Source organism: Streptomyces sp. NBC_01142 (genome assembly GCF_026341125.1).
Classification (GTDB): domain Bacteria; phylum Actinomycetota; class Actinomycetes; order Streptomycetales; family Streptomycetaceae; genus Streptomyces.
In genome coordinates this window covers 1,173,140-1,196,971 of record NZ_JAPEOR010000001.1, presented here as the reverse complement: position 1 = coordinate 1,196,971, position 23,832 = coordinate 1,173,140, and the positions used below count along the sequence as shown (strand labels likewise).

At 68.6% G+C, this 23,832-nt stretch carries 22 protein-coding genes and 1 tRNA gene; 1 reads left to right on the top strand and 22 read right to left on the bottom strand.

Features of this window, described 5'->3' with window-relative positions:
* Position 1 precedes the first annotated feature (1 nt).
* From atpA to OG883_RS05615, 21 genes are all read right to left on the bottom strand, one after another.
* Positions 2-1,600: a F0F1 ATP synthase subunit alpha gene (atpA, locus tag OG883_RS05715; protein ID WP_266535816.1), complete on the bottom strand. Its 1,599-nt coding sequence runs from the start codon at positions 1,598-1,600 to the stop codon at positions 2-4.
* Positions 1,601-1,737: 137 nt separating this feature from the next.
* Positions 1,738-2,553, bottom strand: a complete 816-nt coding sequence (locus OG883_RS05710) for a F0F1 ATP synthase subunit delta (protein ID WP_266535814.1) — start codon at positions 2,551-2,553, stop codon at positions 1,738-1,740.
* A complete protein-coding gene (locus OG883_RS05705; protein ID WP_266535805.1) occupies positions 2,550-3,095 on the bottom strand; it encodes a F0F1 ATP synthase subunit B in 546 nt (181 codons plus the stop codon). The genes OG883_RS05710 and OG883_RS05705 overlap by 4 nt, the downstream gene beginning before the upstream one ends.
* Before the next feature lie 41 nt (positions 3,096-3,136).
* Complete coding sequence (atpE, locus tag OG883_RS05700; RefSeq protein ID WP_266535802.1) at positions 3,137-3,394, bottom strand: ATP synthase F0 subunit C; 258 nt, start codon at positions 3,392-3,394, stop codon at positions 3,137-3,139.
* 76 nt (positions 3,395-3,470) lie between these two features.
* Positions 3,471-4,280: a F0F1 ATP synthase subunit A gene (gene atpB / locus OG883_RS05695; RefSeq protein WP_266535799.1), complete on the bottom strand. Its 810-nt coding sequence runs from the start codon at positions 4,278-4,280 to the stop codon at positions 3,471-3,473.
* A gap of 225 nt (positions 4,281-4,505) precedes the next feature.
* On the bottom strand, positions 4,506-4,943 hold the full coding sequence (locus tag OG883_RS05690) for a hypothetical protein (protein ID WP_266535796.1): 438 nt from the start codon (positions 4,941-4,943) through the stop codon (positions 4,506-4,508).
* A gap of 266 nt (positions 4,944-5,209) precedes the next feature.
* Positions 5,210-6,583 carry an MraY family glycosyltransferase gene (locus OG883_RS05685; RefSeq protein WP_266535793.1) on the bottom strand — a complete coding sequence of 458 codons (1,374 nt, stop codon included), beginning with the start codon at positions 6,581-6,583 and terminating at the stop codon, positions 5,210-5,212.
* 105 nt (positions 6,584-6,688) lie between these two features.
* Positions 6,689-7,960 (bottom strand): serine hydroxymethyltransferase, encoded by a 1,272-nt coding sequence (gene glyA / locus OG883_RS05680; RefSeq protein WP_266535791.1) that lies wholly within the window; start codon positions 7,958-7,960, stop codon positions 6,689-6,691.
* A gap of 311 nt (positions 7,961-8,271) precedes the next feature.
* A complete protein-coding gene (locus tag OG883_RS05675; protein WP_266541264.1) occupies positions 8,272-8,922 on the bottom strand; it encodes a protein-tyrosine-phosphatase in 651 nt (216 codons plus the stop codon).
* 20 nt (positions 8,923-8,942) lie between these two features.
* Positions 8,943-9,590 (bottom strand): L-threonylcarbamoyladenylate synthase, encoded by a 648-nt coding sequence (locus OG883_RS05670; protein WP_266535781.1) that lies wholly within the window; start codon positions 9,588-9,590, stop codon positions 8,943-8,945.
* A gap of 41 nt (positions 9,591-9,631) precedes the next feature.
* Complete coding sequence (gene prmC / locus OG883_RS05665) at positions 9,632-10,477, bottom strand: peptide chain release factor N(5)-glutamine methyltransferase (protein WP_266535779.1); 846 nt, start codon at positions 10,475-10,477, stop codon at positions 9,632-9,634.
* Positions 10,478-10,522: 45 nt separating this feature from the next.
* The gene (gene prfA, locus OG883_RS05660) at positions 10,523-11,602 is read right to left on the bottom strand and encodes a peptide chain release factor 1 (protein WP_266535776.1); all 1,080 of its coding nucleotides are present in this window, start codon (positions 11,600-11,602) and stop codon (positions 10,523-10,525) included.
* Between the two features lie 105 nt (positions 11,603-11,707).
* Positions 11,708-11,923, bottom strand: a complete 216-nt coding sequence (gene rpmE / locus OG883_RS05655) for a 50S ribosomal protein L31 (protein ID WP_266535770.1) — start codon at positions 11,921-11,923, stop codon at positions 11,708-11,710.
* A 148-nt stretch (positions 11,924-12,071) separates the two neighbouring features.
* Positions 12,072-13,211, bottom strand: a complete 1,140-nt coding sequence (locus tag OG883_RS05650) for an LCP family protein (RefSeq protein ID WP_266535767.1) — start codon at positions 13,209-13,211, stop codon at positions 12,072-12,074.
* Positions 13,212-13,511: 300 nt separating this feature from the next.
* Positions 13,512-15,548 (bottom strand): transcription termination factor Rho, encoded by a 2,037-nt coding sequence (gene rho / locus OG883_RS05645; protein WP_266535764.1) that lies wholly within the window; start codon positions 15,546-15,548, stop codon positions 13,512-13,514.
* Between the two features lie 381 nt (positions 15,549-15,929).
* A complete protein-coding gene (gene thrB / locus OG883_RS05640; protein ID WP_266535761.1) occupies positions 15,930-16,850 on the bottom strand; it encodes a homoserine kinase in 921 nt (306 codons plus the stop codon).
* 272 nt (positions 16,851-17,122) lie between these two features.
* Positions 17,123-18,193 carry a threonine synthase gene (thrC, locus tag OG883_RS05635; RefSeq protein WP_266535758.1) on the bottom strand — a complete coding sequence of 357 codons (1,071 nt, stop codon included), beginning with the start codon at positions 18,191-18,193 and terminating at the stop codon, positions 17,123-17,125.
* Positions 18,194-18,200: 7 nt separating this feature from the next.
* Positions 18,201-19,490, bottom strand: a complete 1,290-nt coding sequence (locus OG883_RS05630) for a homoserine dehydrogenase (RefSeq protein WP_266541261.1) — start codon at positions 19,488-19,490, stop codon at positions 18,201-18,203.
* Positions 19,491-19,605: 115 nt separating this feature from the next.
* Positions 19,606-20,997, bottom strand: a complete 1,392-nt coding sequence (lysA, locus tag OG883_RS05625) for a diaminopimelate decarboxylase (protein WP_266535755.1) — start codon at positions 20,995-20,997, stop codon at positions 19,606-19,608.
* A gap of 16 nt (positions 20,998-21,013) precedes the next feature.
* Entirely contained in the window at positions 21,014-21,988 is a 975-nt protein-coding gene (nrtL, locus tag OG883_RS05620) for an ArgS-related anticodon-binding protein NrtL (RefSeq protein WP_266535752.1), read from the bottom strand.
* A gap of 55 nt (positions 21,989-22,043) precedes the next feature.
* Positions 22,044-22,526 carry a response regulator gene (locus tag OG883_RS05615; protein WP_266535749.1) on the bottom strand — a complete coding sequence of 161 codons (483 nt, stop codon included), beginning with the start codon at positions 22,524-22,526 and terminating at the stop codon, positions 22,044-22,046.
* 112 nt (positions 22,527-22,638) lie between these two features.
* On the opposite strand from OG883_RS05615, the gene OG883_RS05610 reads away from it, so the two are divergent.
* Positions 22,639-22,710: transfer RNA gene (locus OG883_RS05610), tRNA-Arg, on the top strand.
* Between the two features lie 187 nt (positions 22,711-22,897).
* Here OG883_RS05610 and OG883_RS05605 read toward each other — a convergent pair.
* Complete coding sequence (locus OG883_RS05605; protein ID WP_266541259.1) at positions 22,898-23,521, bottom strand: restriction endonuclease; 624 nt, start codon at positions 23,519-23,521, stop codon at positions 22,898-22,900.
* Positions 23,522-23,832 lie beyond the last annotated feature (311 nt).

The following is a 23,832-nucleotide window of genomic DNA, read 5'->3' as shown; positions in this document are numbered from 1 at the left end:
GTCACTTGGAGACGTTGACGGCGGCCGGAGCGTCCTCGCCCAGAAGCTTGCCGTCCGAGGTCTCGAACTGCTGCTTGAAGGCGGTGATCGCGTCCGCGACGGACTGCAGCGTGTCGTCGGACATCTTGCCGCCCTCGGCGATGCTGGTCAGCAGCTCCTTGCGCTCGCGGCGCAGGTGCTCGAGCAGCTCGCTCTCGAAGCGGCGGATGTCCTCGACCGGTACGTCGTCCATCTTGCCGGTGGTGCCGGCCCAGACGGAGACAACCTGCTCCTCGACCGGGTACGGGCTGTACTGCGGCTGCTTCAGCAGCTCGACCATGCGCTGACCTCGCTGGAGCGAGGCCTTGGAGGCCGCGTCCAGGTCGGAACCGAAGGCGGCGAACGCCTCGAGCTCACGGAACTGGGCGAGGTCCACGCGAAGCCGGCCGGAGACCTGCTTCATGGCCTTGTGCTGGGCGGAGCCACCGACACGGGAGACCGAGATACCGACGTTCAGGGCCGGACGCTGACCGGCGTTGAACAGGTCGGACTCCAGGAAGCACTGGCCGTCGGTGATGGAGATGACGTTGGTCGGAATGAACGCCGACACGTCGTTCGCCTTGGTCTCGACGATCGGGAGGCCCGTCATCGAACCGGCGCCCATGTCGTCGGAGAGCTTGGCGCAGCGCTCCAGCAGACGCGAGTGCAGGTAGAAGACGTCACCCGGGTAGGCCTCACGGCCCGGCGGACGGCGCAGCAGCAGCGACACGGCGCGGTAGGCGTCGGCCTGCTTCGACAGGTCGTCGAAGACGATCAGGACGTGCTTGCCCTGGTACATCCAGTGCTGACCGATGGCCGAGCCGGTGTACGGGGCGAGGTACTTGAAGCCGGCCGGGTCGGACGCCGGGGCGGCGACGATCGTCGTGTACTCGAGGGCGCCCGCCTCCTCCAGCGCGCCGCGCACGCCGGCGATGGTGGAGCCCTTCTGGCCAATGGCGACGTAGATGCAGCGCACCTGCTTGTTCACGTCGCCCGAGCGCCAGTTGTCGCGCTGGTTGATGATCGTGTCGACGGCCAGAGCGGTCTTGCCGGTCTGACGGTCACCAATGATCAGCTGACGCTGGCCGCGGCCGATCGGCACCATGGCGTCGACAGCCTTGTAGCCGGTCTGCATCGGCTCGTGCACCGACTTACGGACCATGACGCCCGGGGCCTGCAGCTCGAGGGCGCGGCGACTGTCGGTCGCGATCTCGCCGAGGCCGTCGATCGGGTTGCCGAGCGGGTCGACAACGCGGCCGAGGTAACCCTCGCCGACGCCGACGGAGAGAACCTCACCGGTGCGCTGCACCGGCTGTCCCTCTTCGATACCGCTGAACTCACCGAGGACGATCGCACCGATCTCGCGCTCCTCGAGGTTGAGGGCGAGACCGAGGGTGCCGTCCTCGAACTTCAGCAGCTCGTTCGCCATGGCCGAGGGAAGGCCCTCGACCTTTGCGATGCCGTCGCCGGCAACGCTGACCGTACCGACCTCCTCGCGCGAGGCCGCGTCCGGCTGGTACGACTGGACAAAGTTCTCCAGCGCGTCCCGGATCTCCTCCGGCCGGATCGTGAGCTCCGCCATCTGGGTTCCCTGCTCTCCTTGTTGGGCCCGAAGTTTCTTAAGGGGTCTGGGGGCCGACCCCCAGGAATCTTCTGCAATCTCTGCACGGCCCAACCGGGCCGCTCGTACTGCGTACTGCTTGTTCAGTTGGTGGCTGGTCAGCCGGCCATGCGGCGGCTCGCCTCTTCGAGACGGTCCGCGATGGTGCCGTTGATGACCTCGTCGCCGACGCGCACCGAGATCCCGCCGAGGACCTCGGGGTCCACGTCCAGGTTCAGATGCATCTGACGGCCGTAGATCCGTGCCAGCCCAGCGCCGAGGCGCTGCTTCTGCTGATCGGTGAGCGGCACCGCCGAGACGACGACCGCCACCATCCGGTCCCTGCGCGCCGCAGCGAGCTTGGACAGGGATTCGAGTCCCTGCTCCAGGCTACGTCCACGAGGCGCGGTAACAAGACGCACGACCAGCCGCTCGGTGACCGGATTGGCCCGTCCACCCAGCAGGCTGCGCAGCAGCTCGCCCTTGGCGGAGGCAGTGGCCGACTTGTCGGTCAGCGCCGCCCGCAGCTCGGTGTTGGACGCCACGATCCGGCCGAACCGGAACAGCTCGTCCTCGACGTCGTCGAGCGCACCCGCCCGCTGGGACGCGGTGAGGTCGGCGGCAGCCGCCAGCTCCTCGATCCCATCGACCAGGTCGCGCGACTGGGACCAGCGAGAACGCACCATGCCGGAGACCAGGTCGACGGTCTCGCCGCCCACCTGTCCGCCCAGCAGACGCGCCGCCAGCTCGGCCTTGGCCTCGCCGGCCTGCGCCGGGTCGGTCAGGACCCGACGCAGCGACACCTCGCGGTGGAGCAGCGCCGTGACGGCGGCCAGCTCCTCGGCGAGCTTCGCCGCGTCGACCGAGGTGTTGTCGGTCAGCGCGTCGAGCGACTCGCGTGCGGCGGCCAGTGCCTCGCGGCTCGCTCCGTTCATCGCGCGGCCTCGGCCTTCTCCTCGAGCTCGTCGAGGAAGCGGTCGATGGTGCGGCTCTGCCGGGCGTGGTCCTCGAGGGACTCGCCAACGAGCTTGCCGGCCAGGTCGGTGGCGAGCTTGCCCACGTCCTGACGCAGCGCCGCAGCCGCGGCCTTGCGGTCGGCCTCGATCTGGGTGTGACCGGCAGCGATGATCTCCTCACGCTGCCGCTGGCCTTCCGCCTTCATCTCCTGGATGATCGCGGTGCCCTGCTCGGTCGCCTCCTGGCGCATCCGGGCGGCCTCGTGGCGGGCCTCGGCGAGCTGAGCCTTGTACTGCTCGAGCACGCTCTCGGCCTCGGTCTTGGCCGCATCGGCCTTCTCGATGCCGCCTTCGATGGCCTCGCGGCGCTCTTCCAGAACCTTGTTGATGTTCGGGAGGAGCTTCTTGGCGAGGAAGCCGAAGACGATGACGAAGGCGATCAGGCCGATGAAGAGCTCGTCGAGATGCGGAATCAGAGGATTCTGAGGCTCCTCCGCCTGCGCAAGAAGCAGAGCGTTCACATCAGTGCCTTCCGTGAATGGTTTTGGGCTGTCGTTCCGGCTTACTGGTAGACGAAGCCCATGACGATGCCGATGAGGGCAAGCGCCTCACAGAACGCGAAACCCATGATCTGGTTGGTGCGGATCAGGCCGGCAGCTTCGGGCTGGCGGGCAAGGGCCTGGGTGCCGTTACCGAAGATGATGCCGACGCCGACGCCGGGGCCGATGGCCGCGAGGCCGTAGCCGATCGAGGCGACGTTGCCGACCACGTTCTCCTTGGCGCCGGCGGCGAAGTTGACCATTTCGAGAGCAGCGGACATGCCGATACTTCCTTCTCTTTCACGGACCGGTGGGGGTTGGCCACCGACGTCTGTTGGTTCTGGGGAGTGGGCTGGCTCAGTGGTGCTCGGCGAGCGCGCCCTGGATGTAGCTGGAGGCCAGGAGCACGAAGACGTACGCCTGGACGGCCTGGATGAACAGCTCGAATCCGGTCATCACGAGGACCATGACGAACGAGACACTGCCGTAGGCGATGCCGATGCCGTTCATCAGGTACCAGGAGGCCAACGTGAACATCACGATCAGCAGGTGGCCGGCGAACATGTTCGCGAACAGTCGGACCGCGTGCGTGAAGGGCCGGATCAGCATGTTCGAGAAGAACTCGATCACCACGATGAGCGGCAGGACCCACCCGAGCGACTTGTCGTAGCCGGTGATGTTCTTCCAGCCGCCGACGAATCCGTGCTTCTTGAAGGTCAGGGAGACCCACAGGACGTACACGATCGCTGCCAGACCGGCCGGGAAGGCGATCAGCGACGTGACCGGGAACTGGGCGACCGGGATGATGGACCAGATGTTCATGATCCATACGAAGAAGAACAGCGACACCATCAGCGGGACGTACTTCTCGCCGTCCTTCTTGCCGATGATCTCGTAGACAATGCCGCGGCGCACGAAGTCGTACCCGGCCTCGCCGATCATCTGGACCTTGCCCGGGACCAACTTGGGTTTGTTGAATGCCGCCCAGAAGAACACGACGACCACGAGCGAGCTCAGCAGCGCCAGCAGCATCGGCTTGGTGAACTCGAAGCCGCCCCAGGTGGCGATGGGCTCGTAAAGGAAGGTGTGGAGGCCCGGCGCCGGAAAGCCGCATCCGGAGAAGATGTGGCAATCGGGGTCGAAGGCAAGCGTCTGGTCAGCACTCACCGCGGGCTCCTTCAGCGTGGCGCATAGGTACGGCAACCTCGTTGTGTCGGCGCGGCACGCAGCCGCGGGTCGGCACTGGACTGGTCTTACGGATAAGGGGGCGGCGGTTCGGCGTCGAGCCTCGCGCTGGGACAGGCGTCAGCTCGGATGCCCGCGCCCGCAGTGCCGCAGTTGGCAACGGACGATAGCAGGGTCCCGATCGCGCATTTATCCCGGCCCTACCCCTCACGTCGGCGACCCTGCCTTCTCGGGCTTTTCGCCGGTGGCGGAGTCGGGATCGACGTAGAGGATTTTGGCCTTCATATAGGCGCGGGCCTGTGCGGCGACCCAGACGAGAGTCGTCGCGAGCAGCGTGAATGCGAACGCCTTGGGGTTGAACAGGGTGGTGTTCTTGAACACCGCCATGAAGACGAAGAGCAGCAGCAGCTGCGACGTATAGAGCAGCAGCCCCATGGCCTGGAACAAGTGCGGAAGTGATTTGGCCGTCCGCTGGAGCACGACCATGCCGATCCCCATGAAGAGGATGACCACCAGAGTGCCCACGACCGCCCCGAGTGCCCCCTTGCCACCGGCGACGACCCCTCCGATCACCGCGGCGACAACGCCGACGGCAGCGGTGGGTACGGCGGCTTGAAGGAGAGTCCGGACGTCGTTGGAGGGCATGGCGGCAGCTCCGCATTTCCTGGTGGGGGCAGTGGTGTCGTCATGGACGAGCGTAGGCCCGGTCCGAGTTGGGTCCTCGGGGCCAACGGACCGTCGCACTACGGTCCTTCGGCTCTGTCTCCGGGTCTCGTGAACGGTATCACAAACTATTTGATGAGGTCTTTACCCAGACGGTGTGCCAACTGTCACACATGAGAGTGAGTGTGCGCGTGTGTGCAGGGCACAGCGGCGCTTTGTCTGGTATTGGGCATGTATGCCGTGACACGTCAGCCGCGCGTTCCGGCCTTCCGCCGGTCAGGGAGGCGCGAACGGGGGCCGATCGCGGTCGCGCCGTTGACGCCCGCGGGAACCGGCGTGCGCTCGGGACGCTCTTCCTGGGGCAGCTCCGCCTCGTCCGTCTCACCGGCCTCGCCGGTCTCTTCCCTCTCGCCCGGCTCGTGCGAGAGCGAGGGGCCCGTCTGCGGCTGTGTCTCGCGGCGCCGGTAGCGCGGCGGAACGAAGGCCTCCGCCCAGCGCGGGGTGCGTGGGGTGAAGCGCGGCAGCAGCAGGAGCACCAGGCCGACCGCACTCAGCGCCACGATCAGCAGCACGATCCACATCGACGCCGAGTGCACCGAGTACGCGACGACGCCGAAGGCGATCAGCGCCGACCAGAAGTACATGATCAGGACCGCGCGGCTGTGCGAATGTCCGATCTCCAGCAGCCGGTGGTGAAGATGGCCACGGTCCGCGGCGAACGGCGACTGTCCGTTCCAGGTACGGCGCACGATCGCCAGCACCAGGTCGGCGACCGGGATGGCGATGATCGTCAGCGGCAGCAGCAGCGGGATGAAGACCGGCAGGGCCGCGTGCGTGGCCTCACGCGTACCGCCCTCGAAGATCTTCAGGGCATCCGGGTCCACCTGGCCGGTGACCGAGATCGCGGCCGCCGCGAGCACCAGGCCGATCAGCATCGAGCCCGAGTCGCCCATGAAGATCCGGGCGGGATGCATGTTGTGCGGCAGGAAGCCCACACACATGCCCATCAGGATCGCGGTGAACAGGGTCGCGGGGGCGGCGGCCTCGATGCCGTAGCTGAACCAGATCCGGTAGGCGTACAGGAAGAAGGCCGCGGCGGCGATGCAGACCATGCCGGCGGCGAGGCCGTCCAGACCGTCCACGAAGTTGACCGCGTTGATGGTGATCACGACGAGGGCAACGGTCAGCAGGGTGCCCTGCCAGGAAGTCAGCGAGACGGTGCCGACACCGGGAACCGGGATCCACAGAATCGTCAGACCCTGCATCACCATCACACCCGCGGCGATCATCTGGCCGCCCAGTTTGATCAGCGCATCGATCTCGAACTTGTCGTCCAGGACACCGATGATCCAGATCAGGGCCGCGCCGGAGAGCAGCGCGCGCGGTTCGTTGGACAGTTCGAAGACGCTGTTGAGGTTCTGCAGATGATCGGCGACCAGCAGACCGGCACACAGCCCGAAGAACATGGCGATGCCGCCGAGTCGCGGTGTCGGCTCTCTGTGCACGTCGCGGGCGCGGATCTCGGGCATCGCGCCGGTCGCAATGGCGAACTTGCGCACCGGTCCGGTGAGCAGGTAGGTCACCGCGGCCGTGACACAGAGCGTCAGCAAGTAATCACGCACGGGCTGCCCCACAGGAATCGCTGGCCATCTCAGCCCCACACCCTAGCTCTGGTAGCCACATGCTTGAGGACATACGGGCACCGGCGATGGTTGCACGACGCGCGGCTACCCCTGATAAAGCGGAAATCTACCGGCCAGTTCACGTACTTCCGTACGGACCTTCCTCGCTTCCTCACCCTCCTCACGCATCCCGGTCGTGAACAACCTGGCGATCCGTGCCATCTCGGACGCACCCATGCCCTGGGTGGTGACGGCAGCGGTACCCAGCCGGATGCCGCGTCCGTCCCCGTACGGCAGCGGGCAGGTGTCCAGGACCATGCCCGCCGCTGCGAGCCGGCCGCGGGCCACCTTGCCGTCGACGCCCAGCGGAGCCGGATCCGCGCTGATCAGATGGGTGTCCGTGCCGCCCGTCAGCACCGCCAGGCCGTCCTCGGCGAGCGCGTCGGCAAGCACCCGGGCATTGGCGACCACCTGATGGGCATAGACCGTGAACGCGGGGGTCGCCGCCTCGCCGAAGGCGACCGCCTTGGCGGCGATCGAGTTCATCTGGGCGCCGCCCTGGGTGAAGGGAAAGACCGCCCGGTCGATACGCTCGGCCAGCTCGGACCTGCACAGGATCATCCCGCCGCGCGGACCGCGCAGCACCTTGTGGGTGGTGGCGCACACCACATCGGCGTACGGGACGGGGCTGGGGGCAGCGCCCCCCGCGATCAGGCCCATGGGGTGCGCGGCATCGACGATCAGATACGCACCCACCTCGTCCGCGATCTCGCGGAAGGCTTCGTAGTCGGGATGGCGGGGATACGAGATCGAGCCACAGACCATGGCCTTGGGCCGGCGCCGACGTGCCAGGGTCCGCACCTGGTCGTAGTCGATCAGACCGCTCTCGGCGTCGACGCCGTATCCGACGAAGTCGAACCAGCGGCCGGAGAAGTTCGCGGGCGAGCCGTGGGTGAGGTGCCCGCCGTACGGCAGCCCCATGGCGAGCACGGTGTCGCCGGGCTTCAGCAGCGCCGCGTACGCAGCGAGCACGGCGGAGGAGCCGGAGTGGGGCTGCACGTTGGCGTGCTCGGCGCTGAAGAGGGCGGTGGCACGCTCGACAGCGATCCGCTCGGCGGCGTCGGCGAACTCGCAGCCACCGTGGTGACGGGCGCCGGGATAGCCCTCGGCGTACTTGTTGGCGAGCGGGGAGCCCAGGGCGGCGAGGACGGCAGGCGAGGCGAAGTTCTCCGCGGCGATGAGCTGCAGACCGTCGCACTGGCGCCCCAGCTCCCCCAGGAGCACCTCGGCGATCTCGGGGTCCTGCCGGCGCAGGGCGTCGAAGTCGGCGCCCTGGTGGGTGATGCGGGCGGCGTCCGGTGCAGCAGTGACCGACATCTGTGGCTCCAGGCCTCGCAGGGTTGCGGCCATTCCAATGTAGGCCGGGGTCCCTTTGCGTGCCCGGTGTCCGGAAGGTTTCCGTCCCCTCCCCGTCCCTTCCCGCTGTTTCGCTGCGCGGCCCGACGCACGGCGGGGGCTCTGCGCCGGATCCCGCGCCCCCCTCGTCGGCGGGGCCGAGTCTGCCGCCTGTCGGGCGGGAAACTCAGCCCGTCCGGCGATCGAGGACACGGCCGAAGGCAGTACGGGGCTCTGGGGGCTTACCCCCAGTCAGGGGAAGGGCCGGGGAGGGGAACGGGCCCGCCGCGGGCTCAGCGCTTCGCAGGGACGCCGGTCAGCGCCGTCACCACAGGATCCAGCGCCTGGTTGATCTCGTCCCCGATCGAGCGGAAGAACGTGATCGGCGCGCCATACGGGTCATACACCTCGTCCGCGTCCGGGCTCGGCGCCAGCAGCCAGCCGCGCAGCGCCGCCGCCGCGCGTACCAGCGCGCGGGCGCGCTCCACGACGCCCTCGTCACGCGGGTCCGGCAGGGTCGCCGGGTCTATGGCGCGCACCAGCCGGGTGAACTCCTTGAGCGTGAAGGTGCGCAGACCCGCCGAGTGGCCCATTGAGATGACCTGGGCCCGGTGGTCGCGGGTTGCGGTGAGGACGAGGTCGGCGCGGATCACATGCTCGTCGAGCAGCTCACGGCCCACGAAGCCGGTCGCGTCCGCGCCGAAGTCGGCAAGAACGGTCTCGGCGTTGGCCTCCATCGGGGCGCCCTCGTGGCCCCAGGTGCCCGCGCTCTCCACGATCAGGCCGCCCACGAGCCGGTCGCCGAGGCGGTCGCTCAGGGCATGACGGGTCAGCCGCTCGGTGATGGGCGAGCGGCAGACATTGCCGGTGCTGACGTGGAGGATGCGGAAGGTCGCGGTGGTTCCCCCGGGCTCCGTCCGGGAGGACCCCCAGGATTCCGCTATGCCACGCCCCTCAGGGGCGGTCAATTGGCCACCTCGAGGTCGGGTACGACTTTGCGCAGCTCGTCCGGCGAGAGCGCTCCCTCGCGCAGCAGCACCGGGAACTTGCCCGTGACGTCGACGATCGAGGACGGGACGATGCCCGGGGTCGGGCCGCCGTCCAGATAGACCGAGACCGAGTCGCCGAGCATCTCCTGCGCGGCATCGCAGTCCTCGGGAGCCGGGTGTCCGGTGAGGTTGGCGCTGGAGACCGCCATCGGGCCGACCTCGGTGAGCAGTTCGATCGCGACCGGGTGCAGCGGCATCCGGATCGCGACGGTGCCACGGGTGTCGCCCAGGTCCCACTGGAGCGAGGGCTGGTGCTTGGCGACCAGCGTCAGCGCGCCGGGCCAGAACGCGTCGACCAGCTCCCAGGCCTGCTCGGAGAAGTCGGTGACCAGGCCGTGCAGGGTGTTCGGGGACCCGATCAGGACAGGGGTGGGCATATTGCGGCCGCGGCCCTTGGCCTCCAGCAGATCGGCGACGGCCTCGGAGCCGAAGGCGTCCGCACCGATCCCGTAGACGGTGTCGGTGGGCAGCACGACCAGCTCGCCGCGGCGGACGGCCGATGCGGCTTCGCGCAGACCGGTCGTACGGTCGGTCGCGTCGTTGCAGTCGTATCGCCGTGCCATCTAACGGCCCTCCTCAAGCGTGTACGGGTCAGGGGTGCCGGTCACGGCATGGCCTTGCGTGCGGTCGCGAAACGCGGCCGCTTGTTGAGGTCCGGGTGGTCGGCCGCGTCCGCCCAGCCGGCCTCCTCGTTGAAGATCCACGGCACCTGGCCGCCCTGGGTGTCGGCGTGCTCGACGACGACGAGACCGCCCGGCCGCAGCAGCCGGTGGGCGGTGCGCTCGATGCCACGGATGGTCTCGAGCCCGTCCTCACCGGAGAAGAGCGCCATGTTCGGGTCGTGGTCACGGGCCTCGGGGGCGACGTACTCCCACTCGGTGAGCGGGATGTACGGCGGATTGGAGATGACCAGATCGACCTGGCCGTCGAGCTCCGGCAGGGCGCTCAGCGCATCGCCCTGGTGGATGGAGACGCGCGAGCCCTCGGCGTTCTTGCGGGTCCACTTCAGCGCGTCCTCGGAGAGCTCCACGCCGTGCACACGCGAGCGCGGCACCTCCTGCGCCATGGCAAGCGCGATCGCCCCGGAGCCCGTACACAGATCGACGATGAGCGGCTCGACGACATCCATGGCCCGTACGGCGTCTATGGCCCAGCCGACGACCGACTCGGTCTCCGGACGCGGTACGAAGACGCCGGGGCCGACCTGAAGCTCCAGAAAGCGGAAGAAGGCCCGGCCGGTGATGTGCTGGAGCGGCTCGCGGGCCTCGCGGCGCGCAACCGCCTCCCAGTAGCGGGCGTCGAAGTCCGCGTCCTTGACGTTGTGCAGCTCTCCCCGCTTCACGCCGTGCACGAACGCGGCGAGCTCCTCCGCGTCGAAGCGCGGTGAGGGCACGCCGGCGTCGGCCAGCCGCTGGGTGGCCTGGGCCACCTCGGCAAGCAGCAGGTTCACGCTGGTCCTCCGGGGCTGGGACGGTGTGCGGGGCTTACAGGGCGGCTACTGGGCGGCGGCGAGCTTGGCGGCGGAGTCGGCGTCGACGCAGGCCTGGATCATCGCGTCCAGATCGCCGTCGAGCACCTGGTCCAAGTTGTACGCCTTGAAGCCGACGCGGTGGTCCGAGATCCGGTTTTCCGGGTAGTTGTACGTACGGATCTTCTCGGAGCGGTCCACGGTGCGGACCTGGCTGCGGCGCGCGTCCGCGGCCTTGCTCTCGGCCTCCTCCTGCGCGGCGGCCAGCAGCCTGGAGCGCAGGATACGCATCGCCTGCTCCTTGTTCTGGAGCTGGCTCTTCTCGTTCTGGCAGGAGGCGACGATTCCGGTCGGCAGGTGCGTGATGCGCACCGCGGAGTCGGTGGTGTTGACGGACTGGCCGCCGGGGCCCGACGAGCGGTAGACGTCGATCCGCAGGTCGTTGGCGTGGATCTCGACGTCGATCTCCTCCGCCTCGGGTGTGACCAGCACACCGGCCGCGGAGGTGTGGATACGGCCCTGGGACTCGGTGGCGGGCACGCGCTGGACGCGGTGCACCCCGCCCTCGTACTTCAGCCGCGCCCAGACGCCCTGGCCGGGCTCGGTCGCGCCGTTGCCGCCCTTGGTCTTCACCGCGACCTGGACATCCTTGTAGCCGCCCAGCTCGGACTCGGTGGCGTCGATGATCTCGGTCTTCCAGCCGACGCGCTCGGCGTAGCGCAGATACATCCGCAGCAGATCGCCGGCGAACAGGGCGGACTCGTCGCCGCCCGCGCCCGCCTTGACCTCGAGGATGACGTCCTTGTCGTCGCTGGGGTCGCGCGGCACCAGCAGCAGCCGCAGCTTCTCGGTGAGCTCCTCGCGCTGCTTCTCCAGCACCTTGACCTCGGCGGCGAAGTCCGGGTCCTCGGCGGCGAATTCACGCGCGGTCTGGATGTCGTCCCCGGTCTGCTTCCAGGAGCGGTACGTGCCGATGATCGGGGTGAGCTCGGCGTAGCGCTTGTTGAGCGTGCGCGCGTTCGCCTGGTCCGCGTGGACCGACGGGTCGGCGAGCTTCTTCTCGAGATCGGCGTGTTCGCCGATCAGTTCCTCGACCGCCTCGAACATCGGGGGCTCCTGGGTCTGGTACGCGAAAGGGGCTGCTCAGAACGGACAAAGCGCCGGCCACGGCCACCCCGGGCAGGGGCGGCCGAGGGCCGGCGCAATGGCTCGCTACTTCTTGGCAGCCTTGCCGAAGCGGGCCTCGAAGCGGGCCACGCGGCCACCGGTGTCGAGGATCTTCTGCTTGCCCGTGTAGAACGGGTGGCACTCGGAGCAGACCTCGGCGCGGACGGAGCCGGAGTCGATGGTGCTACGGGTGGTGAACGACGCGCCGCAGGTGCAGCTGACCTGGGTCTCGACGTACTGGGGGTGGATGTCGCGCTTCAAGGGTGTCTCCTAGTTTCGGGAGGGCTCCGGGTCGTACACGCGGATTGCTCGTACGTGAACCGGGGCCGACGTACCAGTCTGCCAGGACTGGCCGTATCTCCCAAAACCGGGGTGGGTCCGGAAGTATTCCCGCGGCCTTTTCCGGGTACTAATGGCTCTTCACCACTCCACCGGCAGTGCCCTTGTCGCCCGCGGAGTCCTTGACCGCGGAGGCGGGGATGGGCTTGTCCTGCTTGAGCGCCGTCCACACCTGCTGGGAGGCCGATTCGAGGGGGACCACGCGGTTCGGGTCGGCGGGGTCGTACCGGACCGGCAGCGTGATCATGTGCACGTCCTCGGCACCGAGACCGCTCAGGCCCTTGGCGAAGCCCATCAGCTCATTGACCGAGTCGAGCTCGGAGTCGGGCGTGATGGCCTTGGTGGCGGTGTCTGCGAGGTCGAGGAGCTTCGGACCGGTGAAGACGCCGACGTCCTTCACCTGGTTGATGAAGGCCTTGATGAAGGCCTGCTGCAGCTGTATTCGGCCCAGGTCACTGCCGTCGCCGACGCTCTTGCGGGTCCGTACGAGACCGAGCGACTGCTCCCCGCCGAGAGTGTGCGTGCCCGGCTTGAGGTCCAGATGGCTCTTGTCGTCGTTGATCGGGGTGGTGGTGGTGATCTCCACACCGCCCAGCTCGTCGATGAGCTTCTTGAAACCGGTGAAGTCGACCTCGATGTAGTGGTCCATGCGGATGCCGGACATCTTCTCGACCGTCTTCACCGCGCAGGCCGGCCCGCCGGTCTCGTACGCCGTGTTGAACATCGCGCGCTGCGTGCCGGTGACGGACGTGCCCTTGGAGTCCGAGCCCGCTCCGTCCGTGCCCTTGCTGTTCGTGCACCGGGGGCGGTCGATGAGGGTGTCGCGCGGGACGGAGACGACGCTGGCCTTCTTGTGGCCCTCGTAGACGTGCACGATCATCGCGGTGTCGGAGCGGGCGCCGCCCTCGTCCTCGCCGTACTCGCCGTTCGCGCCGGAGCGGGAGTCCGAGCCCAGGACCAGAATGTCCATGGAGCCGTTGTCGATGTTCTCGGGGCGTTCGGTGCCGAGCGCGGAGTTGATGTCGACGCCCTCGATATTGCCGTTGAGCTTGAAGTAGACGTAGCCGAGGCCCGATCCGCCGACGAGCACGAGACCTGCCACTGACCAACCGGCCATGGTCATCGCCCGGCGGCCCTTGGTGGGCTTCTTACGGCGCGTGCCGCGGCCCCGGCTGCGTATTCGACTGTCGCTACCGCTCTGGTCTGCCATGGTCCCCTCGGCTCTCGCTGCTTCCCGCTACCCCCCGCCGTGGTGATCAGGGCGGTTTGTCGTCAGTTGTCCGACGTTGAGTCAGACGTTGAAGAAGCAAGAAGGGTTGCACAGGGTCCTGAGAACTCCTTAAGAAAGCACTGTGCCCACCGCGCGATGCGCGGTGGGCACAGTGGACTGCTCGGCCGGCCCGACTCTCCGTCCCCATCAGCCAGTTCGGCGGGCGGGGGCAAAGAGCGCGGAACACCTCCCACGCCTGACGGCTGTGGTGAAGGTCTCCCGGCGGGCCTTGAGGACTTCTCAGTCGTTGCCGTTTCCGGCGGACGGGGTCGTCTTCTGGATCTGCAGCAGGAACTCGGCGTTCGACTTCGTCTGCTTCATCTTGTCCAGCAGCAGCTCGATCGCCTGCTGCTGGTCGAGCGCGTGCAGCACCCGGCGCAGCTTCCAGACGACGGCGAGCTCGTCGCTGCCGAGCAGGATCTCTTCCTTACGGGTGCTGGACGCGTCCACGTCCACCGCCGGGAAGATGCGCTTGTCGGAGAGCTTGCGGTCGAGCTTGAGCTCCATGTTTCCGGTGCCCTTGAACTCCTCGAAGATCACCTCGTCCATGCGCGAGCCGGTCTCGACCAGCGCGGTGGCCAGGATGGTCAGCGAGCCGCCGTCCTCGATGTTGCGCGCCGCACCGAAGAAGCGCTTCGGCGGGTAGAGCGCGGTCGAGTCGACACCACCGGACAGGATGCGACCGGAGGCCGGGGCCGCCAGGTTGTACGCACGGCCCAGGCGGGTGATGGAGTCCAGCAGGACGACCACGTCGTGACCCAGCTCGACGAGACGCTTGGCGCGCTCGATGGCCAGCTCGGCGACGGTGGTGTGGTCCTCGGCCGGACGGTCGAAGGTCGAGGAGATGACCTCGCCCTTCACCGACCGCTGCATGTCGGTGACCTCTTCGGGCCGCTCGTCGACGAGGACGACCATCAGGTGGCACTCGGGGCTGTTGACGGTGATCGCGTTGGCGATCGCCTGCAGGATCATGGTCTTGCCGGTCTTCGGCGGGGCCACGATCAGGCCTCGCTGGCCCTTGCCGATCGGCGCGACGAGGTCGATGATCCGGGTCGTCAGCACACCCGGGTCGGTCTCGAGGCGCAGCCGGTCCTGCGGGTACAACGGGGTCAGCTTCTGGAACTCCGGGCGCCCGCGGCCGGATTCGGCCGCCATGCCGTTCGCCGAGTCGAGGCGGACCAGCGCGTTGAACTTCTCGCGGCGCTCGCCCTCCTTCGGCTGACGTACGGCGCCGGTGACGTGGTCACCCTTGCGCAGGCCGTTCTTGCGGACCTGGGCCAGTGACACGTACACGTCGTTCGGTCCCGGCAGGTAGCCGGAGGTCCGGATGAACGCGTAGTTGTCGAGGATGTCCAGGATGCCCGCGACGGGGATCAGGACGTCGTCGTCGGCGACCTGCGGCTCGTTGGTCGCGAAGTCCTCGCGGCCACGACGGCCACGACGGTCGCGGTAACGGCCACGGCGCCCACGGCGGCCGCCCTCGAAGTCGTCGTCGTCCTGCGGGCCGCTGCTCTGGGGGCCCTGCTGCTGGCCGCCCTGACGCTGCTGGCGCTGGCCGCCCTGCTGCTGATCGTCACCCTTGCCACGGCGGTCGCGCTGACGGTCACGGCGGTCGCCGCGATCGCCGCCGCGCTCACCACGCTCGCCCCGCTCACCGCGCTGGCCGCGCTCCTGGCGGTCGCGACGGCCGTCGGCGCCCTCCTGGGCGGACACGGCGGTGGCAGCCTCGGCCGAGGCCTCCGGCTGCGCCTCCGTCTTGACGTCGACGGCCGACTCGGTCTTGACCTCGGTCTTGGTGTCCGGGCTGCCCGCCTGCGCGGTGGCCCGACGACGGCGGCGCTCTCCGGCCGGCTGGTCCTCGCTGGCCGGCTGACCGGGGATGTCGATCTGCTGCTGGGCCACGGCCTTCTCGGCCTTGGCGACCTTGGCGGGCTTCTCTGCGGCCTCGTCGCCCGTGCGCGCCTTGGAGGTGGCACGCCGCTTCGGCTTGGTCTCGGCATCGCCGGATCCGGCCTCGGCGCTCTTCGGCGCGGACGACCCGCCGCCGGCCTGCGCCTCCTTGATGACCTCGATCAGCTGGCTCTTGCGCATCCGCGCAGTGCCCCTGATGCCGAGGCCGGACGCGACCTGCTGCAGCTCGGCCAGGACCATGCCCTCGAGGCCGGTGCCGGAGCGGCGGCGCCGTGAGGTGGTGCCAGAGGCAGCACCTGCGGCGGGCGCGGAGGTGTCGACGCTGTTGTCGGCAGTCACGCCCATCAGATCGGTGGTGTCGCTCACGAAGGGTCCTTCCCTGGAGCGGACGTCGGCCTTCTGGCTCGGCGACCGGTTGTGCTGTCCGGCTGCGGTCCTGGCTTGCGGACCGTGCCGGGGCGGTGGTCCCGCCGGCAATTAACGGCGGAAGAGATTTATGTGCAAAGTCCGGCCCGAGGTCCCCCTGCTCGGCCCACTCCTGGAAAAGCGAGGGGTGTCGTGCCGGTTCCGGAGCGTGCTCGAAACTGCTCAGGCAGGCTGCTCAGGCAGTTGGGGAGGCTCCCGGAAGAATGGTGGTCCCGAATGGGGACACGAAGCACCGCGCCACAAAGACGTCGGTTGCAGACTTGAGGTTAACACTACCGGCTCCAACAAACATTCCCCCTCTCCATCACCGGCAATCTCGTGTCACTGCGGGGCGAGCGGCAGAACACTCGCGCCCGCGGCGTCGAAGGTGAGCCGGTTGGCCGCCCATCCCTCGCCCGCCAGCCGTGCGACCTTGTCGGCCGCACTGTCCTCGGCCAGCGCGAGCACCGTGGGGCCCGCACCGGAGATGACTGCAGGGACGCCGTCCGCCCGCAGTCGGTTCACAAGTTCCACGCTCGCCGGCATCGCCGGGGCGCGGTATTCCTGGTGCAGACGGTCCTCCGTGGCGGGCAGCAGAAGCTCGGGACGCCTGGTCAGAGCCTCGACGAGCAGGCCCGCACGACCCGCGTTGGCAGCGGCGTCCACATGGGGGACGGTGCGCGGAAGAAGTCCGCGGGCCGTCTCGGTGAGTACCGGCTTACTGGGCACGAAAACCACCGGAACGATGGAATCTGCGGGATCCATCCTGATGGCGCGTGCCGCTCCCCCGTCGGTCCACGCAAGTGTGAAGCCGCCGAGCAGACAGGCGGCGACATTGTCGGGGTGCCCCTCGATCTCGGTCGCGAGCTCCAGCAGGGCCTCGTCGTCGAGCTTGGCGTCGCCGCCTATGGTCACCGCTCGGGCGGCGACGATGCCCGCGCAGATGGCCGCCGACGAGGAGCCCAGTCCTCGCCCGTGCGGGATCCGGTTGGCGCAGATGACCTCGAGGCCGCGCGGCTGCCCGCCGAGCAGGTCGAAGGCCGTACGCAGGGAACGTACGAGCAGATGGCTCTCATCGCGGGGAAGCGTCGTGGCGCCCTCACCCGCGATGTCGACATGCAGACCGGAATCCGCGACCCGGACGACCACGTCGTCGTACAGCCCCAGGGACAGCCCGAAGGCGTCGAAGCCCGGGCCGAGGTTGGCGCTGGTGGCTGGGACGCGCACCCGGACAGCGGCGGCGCGGAACGCTGGACCGGCCATCGCTCGATGACTCTCCTTGGTTCTGAACTGCGAGATTTACGAGATGTGCGAAATTTGTTCGAGGGGTACGAACACCCGTGGGCCGTATCGGCAACTACACCGCGGCATATGCGGCGGGGCGGGTTCAGTACAGCTTATCGAAGGAAGGTTCTGTCGCGACATAGGGCGCACAGGAGGCGCACGATGCGTGTCGCGAGCCTCCTGTGCCCCTACGTACAGCGTTGTCCGGGTTGCGAAGCTTTCCCAGGGGGAACCCGGACGGCGATTTCCGGCTACGCGAGTCCGAGGCGCTCGGCGGCCGCGGCCGCGTCGACCGGGACGGTGACGGGCTGGGGCGCTCCGGCGACCGCCCAGTCCGGGTCCTTCAGACCGTTACCCGTGACGGTGCAGACAATCCGCTGGCCCGGGTCGACCTTGCCCTGCTCGGCGGCCTTGAGCAGACCGGCGACGGACGCGGCCGATGCGGGCTCGACGAAGACACCCTCCTGCGCGGCCAACAGCCGGTAGGCGCGCAGGATCTCACGGTCCGTCACCTCGTCGATGAAGCCACCCGACTCATCACGGGCCGCCAGCGCGAGGCTCCAGGAGGCCGGGTTGCCGATCCGGATCGCGGTGGCGATGGTCGACGGGTCCTTGACGACCTCGCCACGGACGATGGGCGCGGAGCCGGAGGCCTGGAAACCCCACATCCGGGGAGTGCGCGTGGACATGCTGTCCGCGGCGTACTCCTTGTAGCCCTTCCAGTACGCCGTGATGTTGCCGGCGTTGCCGACGGGCAGCACATGGATGTCGGGGGCGTCGCCGAGCGCGTCGACGATTTCGAACGCGGCGGTCTTCTGGCCCTCGATGCGGTACGGATTGACCGAATTGACCAGCGCCACCGGGTAGTTCTCGGACAGCGCGCGAGCCAGGTTCAGGCAGTCGTCGAAGTTCCCGTCGACCTGCAGGATCTGCGAGCCGTACACCAGCGCCTGGCCCATCTTGCCGAGCGCGATCTTGCCCTGGGGCACCAGGACGGCGCAGAGCATTCCGGCGCGTACCGCATAGGCGGCCGCCGAGGCGGAGGTGTTGCCGGTGGAGGCGCAGATGACGGCCTGCGCGCCCTCCTCCTTGGCCCGGGTGATGGCCATGGTCATTCCGCGGTCCTTGAAGGACCCGGTGGGGTTGGCGCCCTCGACCTTGAGGTGCACCTCGCAGCCCGTGCGCTCGGAGAGGACCTGCGCCGGAACGAGTGGCGTACCACCCTCACGGAGCGTGACGACCGGCGTGGTGTCCGTGACCGGAAGCCGGTCCCGGTACTCCTCGATGATGCCGCGCCACTGGTGGGTGCCCTTGCTGGTCATGGGTCCTTTACTCCCCTTCAACACGCATGATGCTGGCGACACCGCGCACGGTGTCGAGCTTGCGCAGCGCCTCGACGGTCCCCGAAAGGGCGGCGTCGGGCGCGCGGTGGGTGACGACGACGAGGGAAGCCTCACCGTCCTTGCCCTGCTGACGGACCGTATCGATCGATACGCCGTGCTCGGCGAAGACCGTCGCCACCTGGGCGAGCACGCCCGGCTTGTCGGCCACGTCGAGGCTGATGTGGTACCGCGTCACCACGTCGCCCATGGGGCTCACGGGCAGCTGCGTGTACGCGGACTCGCCGGGTCCGGTGGCCTCGGCGAGCTTGTTGCGGCACACGGCGACGAGGTCGCCGAGAACCGCGGACGCGGTCGGCGAACCGCCCGCACCCGGACCGTAGAACATCAGCTGCCCGGCCGCCTCGGCCTCGACGAAGACGGCGTTGTACGCCTCGCGCACGGAGGCGAGCGGGTGGCTGAGCGGAATCATCGCGGGATGCACGCGCGCGGTGACGGACTTGCCGTCGGCGGCGCGCTCACAGATGGCGAGGAGCTTGACGGTGCAGCCCATCCGTTTGGCGGAGGCGATGTCGGCGGCGGTGACCTCGGTCAGGCCCTCGCGGTGGACGTCGTCGAGGCGTACGCGGGTGTGGAAGGCGATCCCGGCGAGGATGGCGGCCTTGGCGGCGGCGTCGAAGCCCTCCACGTCGGCGGTCGGGTCGGCCTCGGCGTATCCGAGGGCGGTGGCTTCGTCGAGCGCCTCGGAGTAGCCGGCGCCCGAGCTGTCCATCTTGTCGAGGATGAAGTTGGTCGTGCCGTTGACGATGCCGAGCACACGGTTGACCTTGTCGCCCGCCAGGGACTCGCGCAACGGCCTGATCAGCGGGATGGCGCCCGCGACTGCCGCCTCGAAGTACAGGTCCCTGCCGTGCTTCTCGGCGGCGGCGTAGAGGGTCGCACCGTCCTCGGCGAGCAGCGCCTTGTTGGCGGAGACGACGGACGCGCCGTGCTCGAACGCGGCGGTGATGAGGCCGCGGGCGGGCTCGATGCCGCCGATGACCTCGACGACGACGTCGATGTCGCCGCGTTCGACCAGCGCCGTGGCGTCGGTGGTGATCAGCGCGGGGTCGATGCCCTCACGCACCTTGGAGGGCCGTCGGACGGCAACCCCGACGAGCTCCACCGGGGCGCCGATGCGCGCGGCGAGGTCGTCGGCGTGCGTCGTCATGATGCGCGCCACCTCTGAGCCGACCACACCACAGCCCAGCAGCGCCACCTTCAGCGGACGCGTACGCATCATCCGACCTACGCCTTTCATTGGATACGGCCCATTACAAGCCAGGGTGCCAACCAGTCTCACTCACTGGACGGAAGTTTCTATCCTCCGTCCAGATTTCGAGACATCTATTTCATCAGCCGACGTCGAGACGCAGGAGATCTTCCTCCGTCTCGCGCCGGACGATTACCCGCGCCTCGCCGTCCTTGACCGCCACAACTGGCGGGCGGAGTGCGTGGTTGTAGTTGCTCGCCATGGAACGGCAGTACGCGCCGGTGGCGGGTACGGCGATCAGATCGCCCGGCGCGAGGTCCGCCGGAAGAAATGCGTCCTTGACCACAATGTCGCCACTCTCACAGTGCTTTCCGACGACGCGGGCGAGCATCGGCTCGGCGTCGGACGTCCTGGAGACGAGCGCGACGCTGTACTCGGCGTCGTACAGGGCGGTACGGATGTTGTCCGACATGCCACCGTCGACGCTGACGTAGGTACGCAGCCCTTCGAGGGGCTTGACGGTGCCGACCTCGTAGAGGGTGAAGGCGGTGGGCCCGACGATGGCGCGGCCGGGCTCGACGGAGATCCGCGGCGTCCGCAGCTTCGCGGCCTCACACTCACGGGTGACGATCTCACTGAGGGCCTTGGCGATGTGGTGCGGCTCGCGGGGGTCGTCCTCGGAGGTGTAGGCGATACCGAGGCCGCCGCCGAGGTCGATCTCGGGCAGCTCGACCCCGTGCTCGTCCCGGACTTCGGCGAGCAGCTGGACGACGCGGCGCGCGGACACCTCGAAGCCGGCCATGTCGAAGATCTGCGAGCCGATGTGGGAGTGGATCCCGATGAGCTCGAGGCCGTCGAGCTTGAGGGCACGGCGTACGGCTTCGGCGGCCTGCCCCCCGGCGAGAGCGATCCCGAACTTTTGGTCTTCATGAGCCGTGGCGATGAATTCGTGCGTATGCGCCTCCACCCCTACCGTCACGCGGATCTGAACGCGCTGCCGCTTCCCCCGGCTCTGGGCGATGTGGGCCACGCGGACGATCTCCTGGAAGGAGTCGAGGACGATGCGCCCGACGCCTGCTTCGACGGCTCGCTCGATCTCCGCGACGGACTTGTTGTTCCCGTGGAAAGCGATGCGCTCGGCGGGCATTCCGGCGTCGAGGGCGGTGGTGAGCTCGCCCCCGGAGCAGACGTCGAGGTTGAGCCCCTCCTCCGTGAGCCAGCGAACGATCGCGCGGGAGAGAAACGCCTTACCGGCATAGAACACGTCGGCATCCTTGCCGAAGGCGTCGGCCCAGGCGCGGCAGCGGGCGCGGAAGTCGGCCTCGTCGAGGAAATAGGCGGGGGTGCCGAACTCCTCGGCCAGCCGGGTCACTTCCATCCCGCCGACGGTCGCGACACCGTCCTCGTTGCGGGCGACCGTCCGGGCCCAGACCTTCTCGTCGAGGACGTTGAGGTCGGTCGGCGGGGCGCTGTAGTGCCCCTCGTGAAAAACATCGGCGTGGCGGGGCCCGGCGGGGTGTGCGGAACGGCTCATGTCTCTTGTCTCTCTGTCACAAGTATTCGGGCGAGCTGATGCCGAGCAGGGACAGGCCGCCTGCGAGCACCGTCCCGGCGGCTTCGGCGAGCGCGAGCCGGGAACGGTGGGCGGCCAGGGGTTTCTCGTCACCGATGGGCAGCACGGAGGACTGGAAGGCGAGGAGGGCGTCGGCGGTGGTTTCGAGATGCCGGGCCAGACGGTCGGGGGCACGGTGGCGGGCGGCCGCGCCCAGCGCGACGGGGTAGTCACCGACGGCGGTGACAAGCGCCGGCGCATCGACGTCCTGCAGCGGATCGCTGCCGAAGCCGAGCTGCGCGGCGCCGCGGGTGAGAGCGCGGCTGCGGGAACAGGCGTACCGGACCCTGAACAGCGGGTTGCTCTCGTGCTGAGCCAGGAGCTCGTCCCCGGTCCGTGGCCGGTCGTGGGAGGCGGCGGCCAGCAGCCCCCAGCGGGCGGCATCGGCCCCGAGCCGCTCGAAGAGGTCTCCGGCCGGCGCGGGCACGACATGCAGGGTGTCCACCGCGCCCGGTACGACGTCGGCCTGCGCCCCCTGGCTGCGGAGCAGCAGGGCGACGGTGTGCGTCCAGACCCCTGCGCGCAGCTCGTCGACGGCGCCGAAGGCGATCGAGGCCCCGCGGAGGGCGTCCCCGTGCCCGTACGCACTGCCGCGCTCCAGCACATCCCGTACGAGAGCCTGCTGCGCACCCTCGCCCAGGGTGATGTTGAGAAAGCCCGGCCCGGTGATCTCGATCCCGGCAATCCCGGGCACCTCGGCGATCCGGCTCCGCAGCACTTCGGCGACCGCACGGGGCTGCTGCCCGGCCGGCCCCGCCAGGCGCAGAGCAACATTGGTGGCGTAGTCCCCGCGCCCCCCGGGCCGCGGCCGCTCGACGCTGACACTCTCGGGCACGGACACCCGCAGCGCACCTTCCTCCACCGCACGGCACACGGCGTGCCGGACGGTGCGGGAGAGCTCAGCAGGAGTCACGGGACAAGCGTATGGGAGGGAGGGGGGCCCTTCGCGAACCGGTTTCGCGATGCGGTCAGCCCCGTGCGCTTTCCGCCCGCCCGGCGCCATGCCTGCCGTCGACGGACGGCGGACCCTCCCGATGCGTCAATTGCCGCACGAGACGGACCAGCTCGGCCGGCTCGAAGGGCTTGGCGAGAAAGGCATCGACCCCGGCGACGAGGCCGCTCTCCACCTCGTACTGCGTACACGCACTGATGATGGCGATCGGCAGATGGCTGGTCCGCGGATCGTCCCGCAGCCGGGCGGCGGTGCGCAGCCCGTCGAGGCGGGGCATGACCACATCGAGAGTGACCACATCGGGACAGACGCGATGCACGACATCCAGACACTCGGCACCATCGGCCGCGGTCACGACCTCGAAGCCCTCCAGCTCGAGATTGACCCTGATCAACTGCCGAATGACCCTGTTGTCGTCGACAACGAGCACCCGGCCGGACGCGCCAGACACAACTCGAGAGTAGGTCGGGGGGCGGCGCCGCGTCCGGGTTTTGCCCACTTCCACCCCGGGCGGGCGACGTGAGCTGCTGCGGGACCCGGAAATACCTGTTCACGACGACCCTTTGGGAGCTGGTAGGGTTCTATCCGTCGCCGCAGCAGTGCGGCGGAACGCCCCCGTAGCTCAGGGGATAGAGCAACGGCCTCCGGAGCCGTGTGCGCAGGTTCGAATCCTGCCGGGGGCACAGAAGCCGGACCAGCGTGATCCACCCGCTGACCTGCGGAAGTGCCAGACGTCAAGAGCCGGACCCAGTCCCACTGGGTCCGGCTCTTTGTCGTTCTCTATCGCTGGTTGCGTGTGAGTGGCGTGTGAGTCGTCAGCTGTTCAGGCTGCACTGTGCGATGGAGATGGAAGGCATGGCCCCGACGTCCTCATGACAGCGGAGACTGCTTCCGGGGTGGTGGGAGCTTCTGCAGGAGTTCCCATAGCGGCCGCGAGCCTGCTGCCCACTCCCCCAGTGTCCGGCGGTCCACCAGATGCAGCCGCTGAGACGTGGCCAGCGGCGGGCATCCCGAGGTGAAGCGTCCGTTCGTCACCAGGACCACCACGTCTCCGCCGTGCAGCTGGCGTCCGGTGCCGTTGAGAACGTGCAGGTCCGGGGTACCGACAGGCGAGCCTGAGGCGCCGTTCTTACGGTGCTTGCACTGGATCACCCACCGCCGTCCGAACGGATCGCTGGCTGTCACGTCAGCGCCGTTGTCACCAGCGCCGCCGACCTGCACCGCATCAGTGCAGCCGTCTCGGCGCATGAGGTCCCGTATCGCGTACTCGAACTCCCTGTGGTGGAGCCTGTCGAGTTGGGGCAGCTGGTATCGCAGGCCCTGCGAGCGAATCCGTTCCCAGCGGGAACGGTCCGCCTGCTGTTTGAGCCAGAAGCCACCGGTACAGGCCGCGAGAACCGCGAGCGCGACGAGCAGCCACCAGTTCTCCAGCAGCCACCGCACCAGGGCGATGACGAGTCCGAGACCTGCGACTGCTGCGATGCCGAGCACCAGCGGGTCGGGCCCTTTGGCTCTTCTGGATGAACGCCTCCGGGACCGCCGCGCCGGCCGGCGGCGGCTCACGGCTGACCTCCAGGAACGACCGGCGTCGCGACACGTGGAGTCGGACCGGTGCGCCCGTCGCTCGTGTCGATTTTGATCTGCCCACTTCCTGAGCCCCAGACCACAATGCTCGCGATAGCCAGGCCTGCCATCTGATGCCGCGCTCCCGGAGCCCAGCGGCTATGTCCACGGACTTGCGTGCCGTCCTTCTTCACGTACGAATTGATCCAGGGCACCGCATCCCCCTCAGTCTTCTGCCTTCG

What these genes read in the sequence shown, in the direction of transcription:
- atpE (WP_266535802.1), bottom strand. Translation starts at nt 3,394, where the DNA reads ATGTCCGCTGCTCTCGAAATGGTCAACTTCGCCGCCGGCGCCAAGGAG.
- OG883_RS05650 (WP_266535767.1), bottom strand. Translation starts at nt 13,211, where the DNA reads ATGGCAGACCAGAGCGGTAGCGACAGTCGAATACGCAGCCGGGGCCGC.
- thrC (WP_266535758.1), bottom strand. Translation starts at nt 18,193, where the DNA reads ATGACCAGCAAGGGCACCCACCAGTGGCGCGGCATCATCGAGGAGTAC.
- glyA (WP_266535791.1), bottom strand. Translation starts at nt 7,960, where the DNA reads ATGTCGGTCACTGCTGCACCGGACGCCGCCCGCATCACCCACCAGGGC.
- OG883_RS05710 (WP_266535814.1), bottom strand. Translation starts at nt 2,553, where the DNA reads ATGAACGGAGCGAGCCGCGAGGCACTGGCCGCCGCACGCGAGTCGCTC.
- OG883_RS05690 (WP_266535796.1), bottom strand. Translation starts at nt 4,943, where the DNA reads ATGCCCTCCAACGACGTCCGGACTCTCCTTCAAGCCGCCGTACCCACC.
- OG883_RS05630 (WP_266541261.1), bottom strand. Translation starts at nt 19,490, where the DNA reads ATGCGTACGCGTCCGCTGAAGGTGGCGCTGCTGGGCTGTGGTGTGGTC.
- thrB (WP_266535761.1), bottom strand. Translation starts at nt 16,850, where the DNA reads ATGGCCGGTCCAGCGTTCCGCGCCGCCGCTGTCCGGGTGCGCGTCCCA.
- atpA (WP_266535816.1), bottom strand. Translation starts at nt 1,600, where the DNA reads ATGGCGGAGCTCACGATCCGGCCGGAGGAGATCCGGGACGCGCTGGAG.
- lysA (WP_266535755.1), bottom strand. Translation starts at nt 20,997, where the DNA reads ATGAGCCGTTCCGCACACCCCGCCGGGCCCCGCCACGCCGATGTTTTT.
- OG883_RS05670 (WP_266535781.1), bottom strand. Translation starts at nt 9,590, where the DNA reads ATGGCACGGCGATACGACTGCAACGACGCGACCGACCGTACGACCGGT.
- prfA (WP_266535776.1), bottom strand. Translation starts at nt 11,602, where the DNA reads ATGTTCGAGGCGGTCGAGGAACTGATCGGCGAACACGCCGATCTCGAG.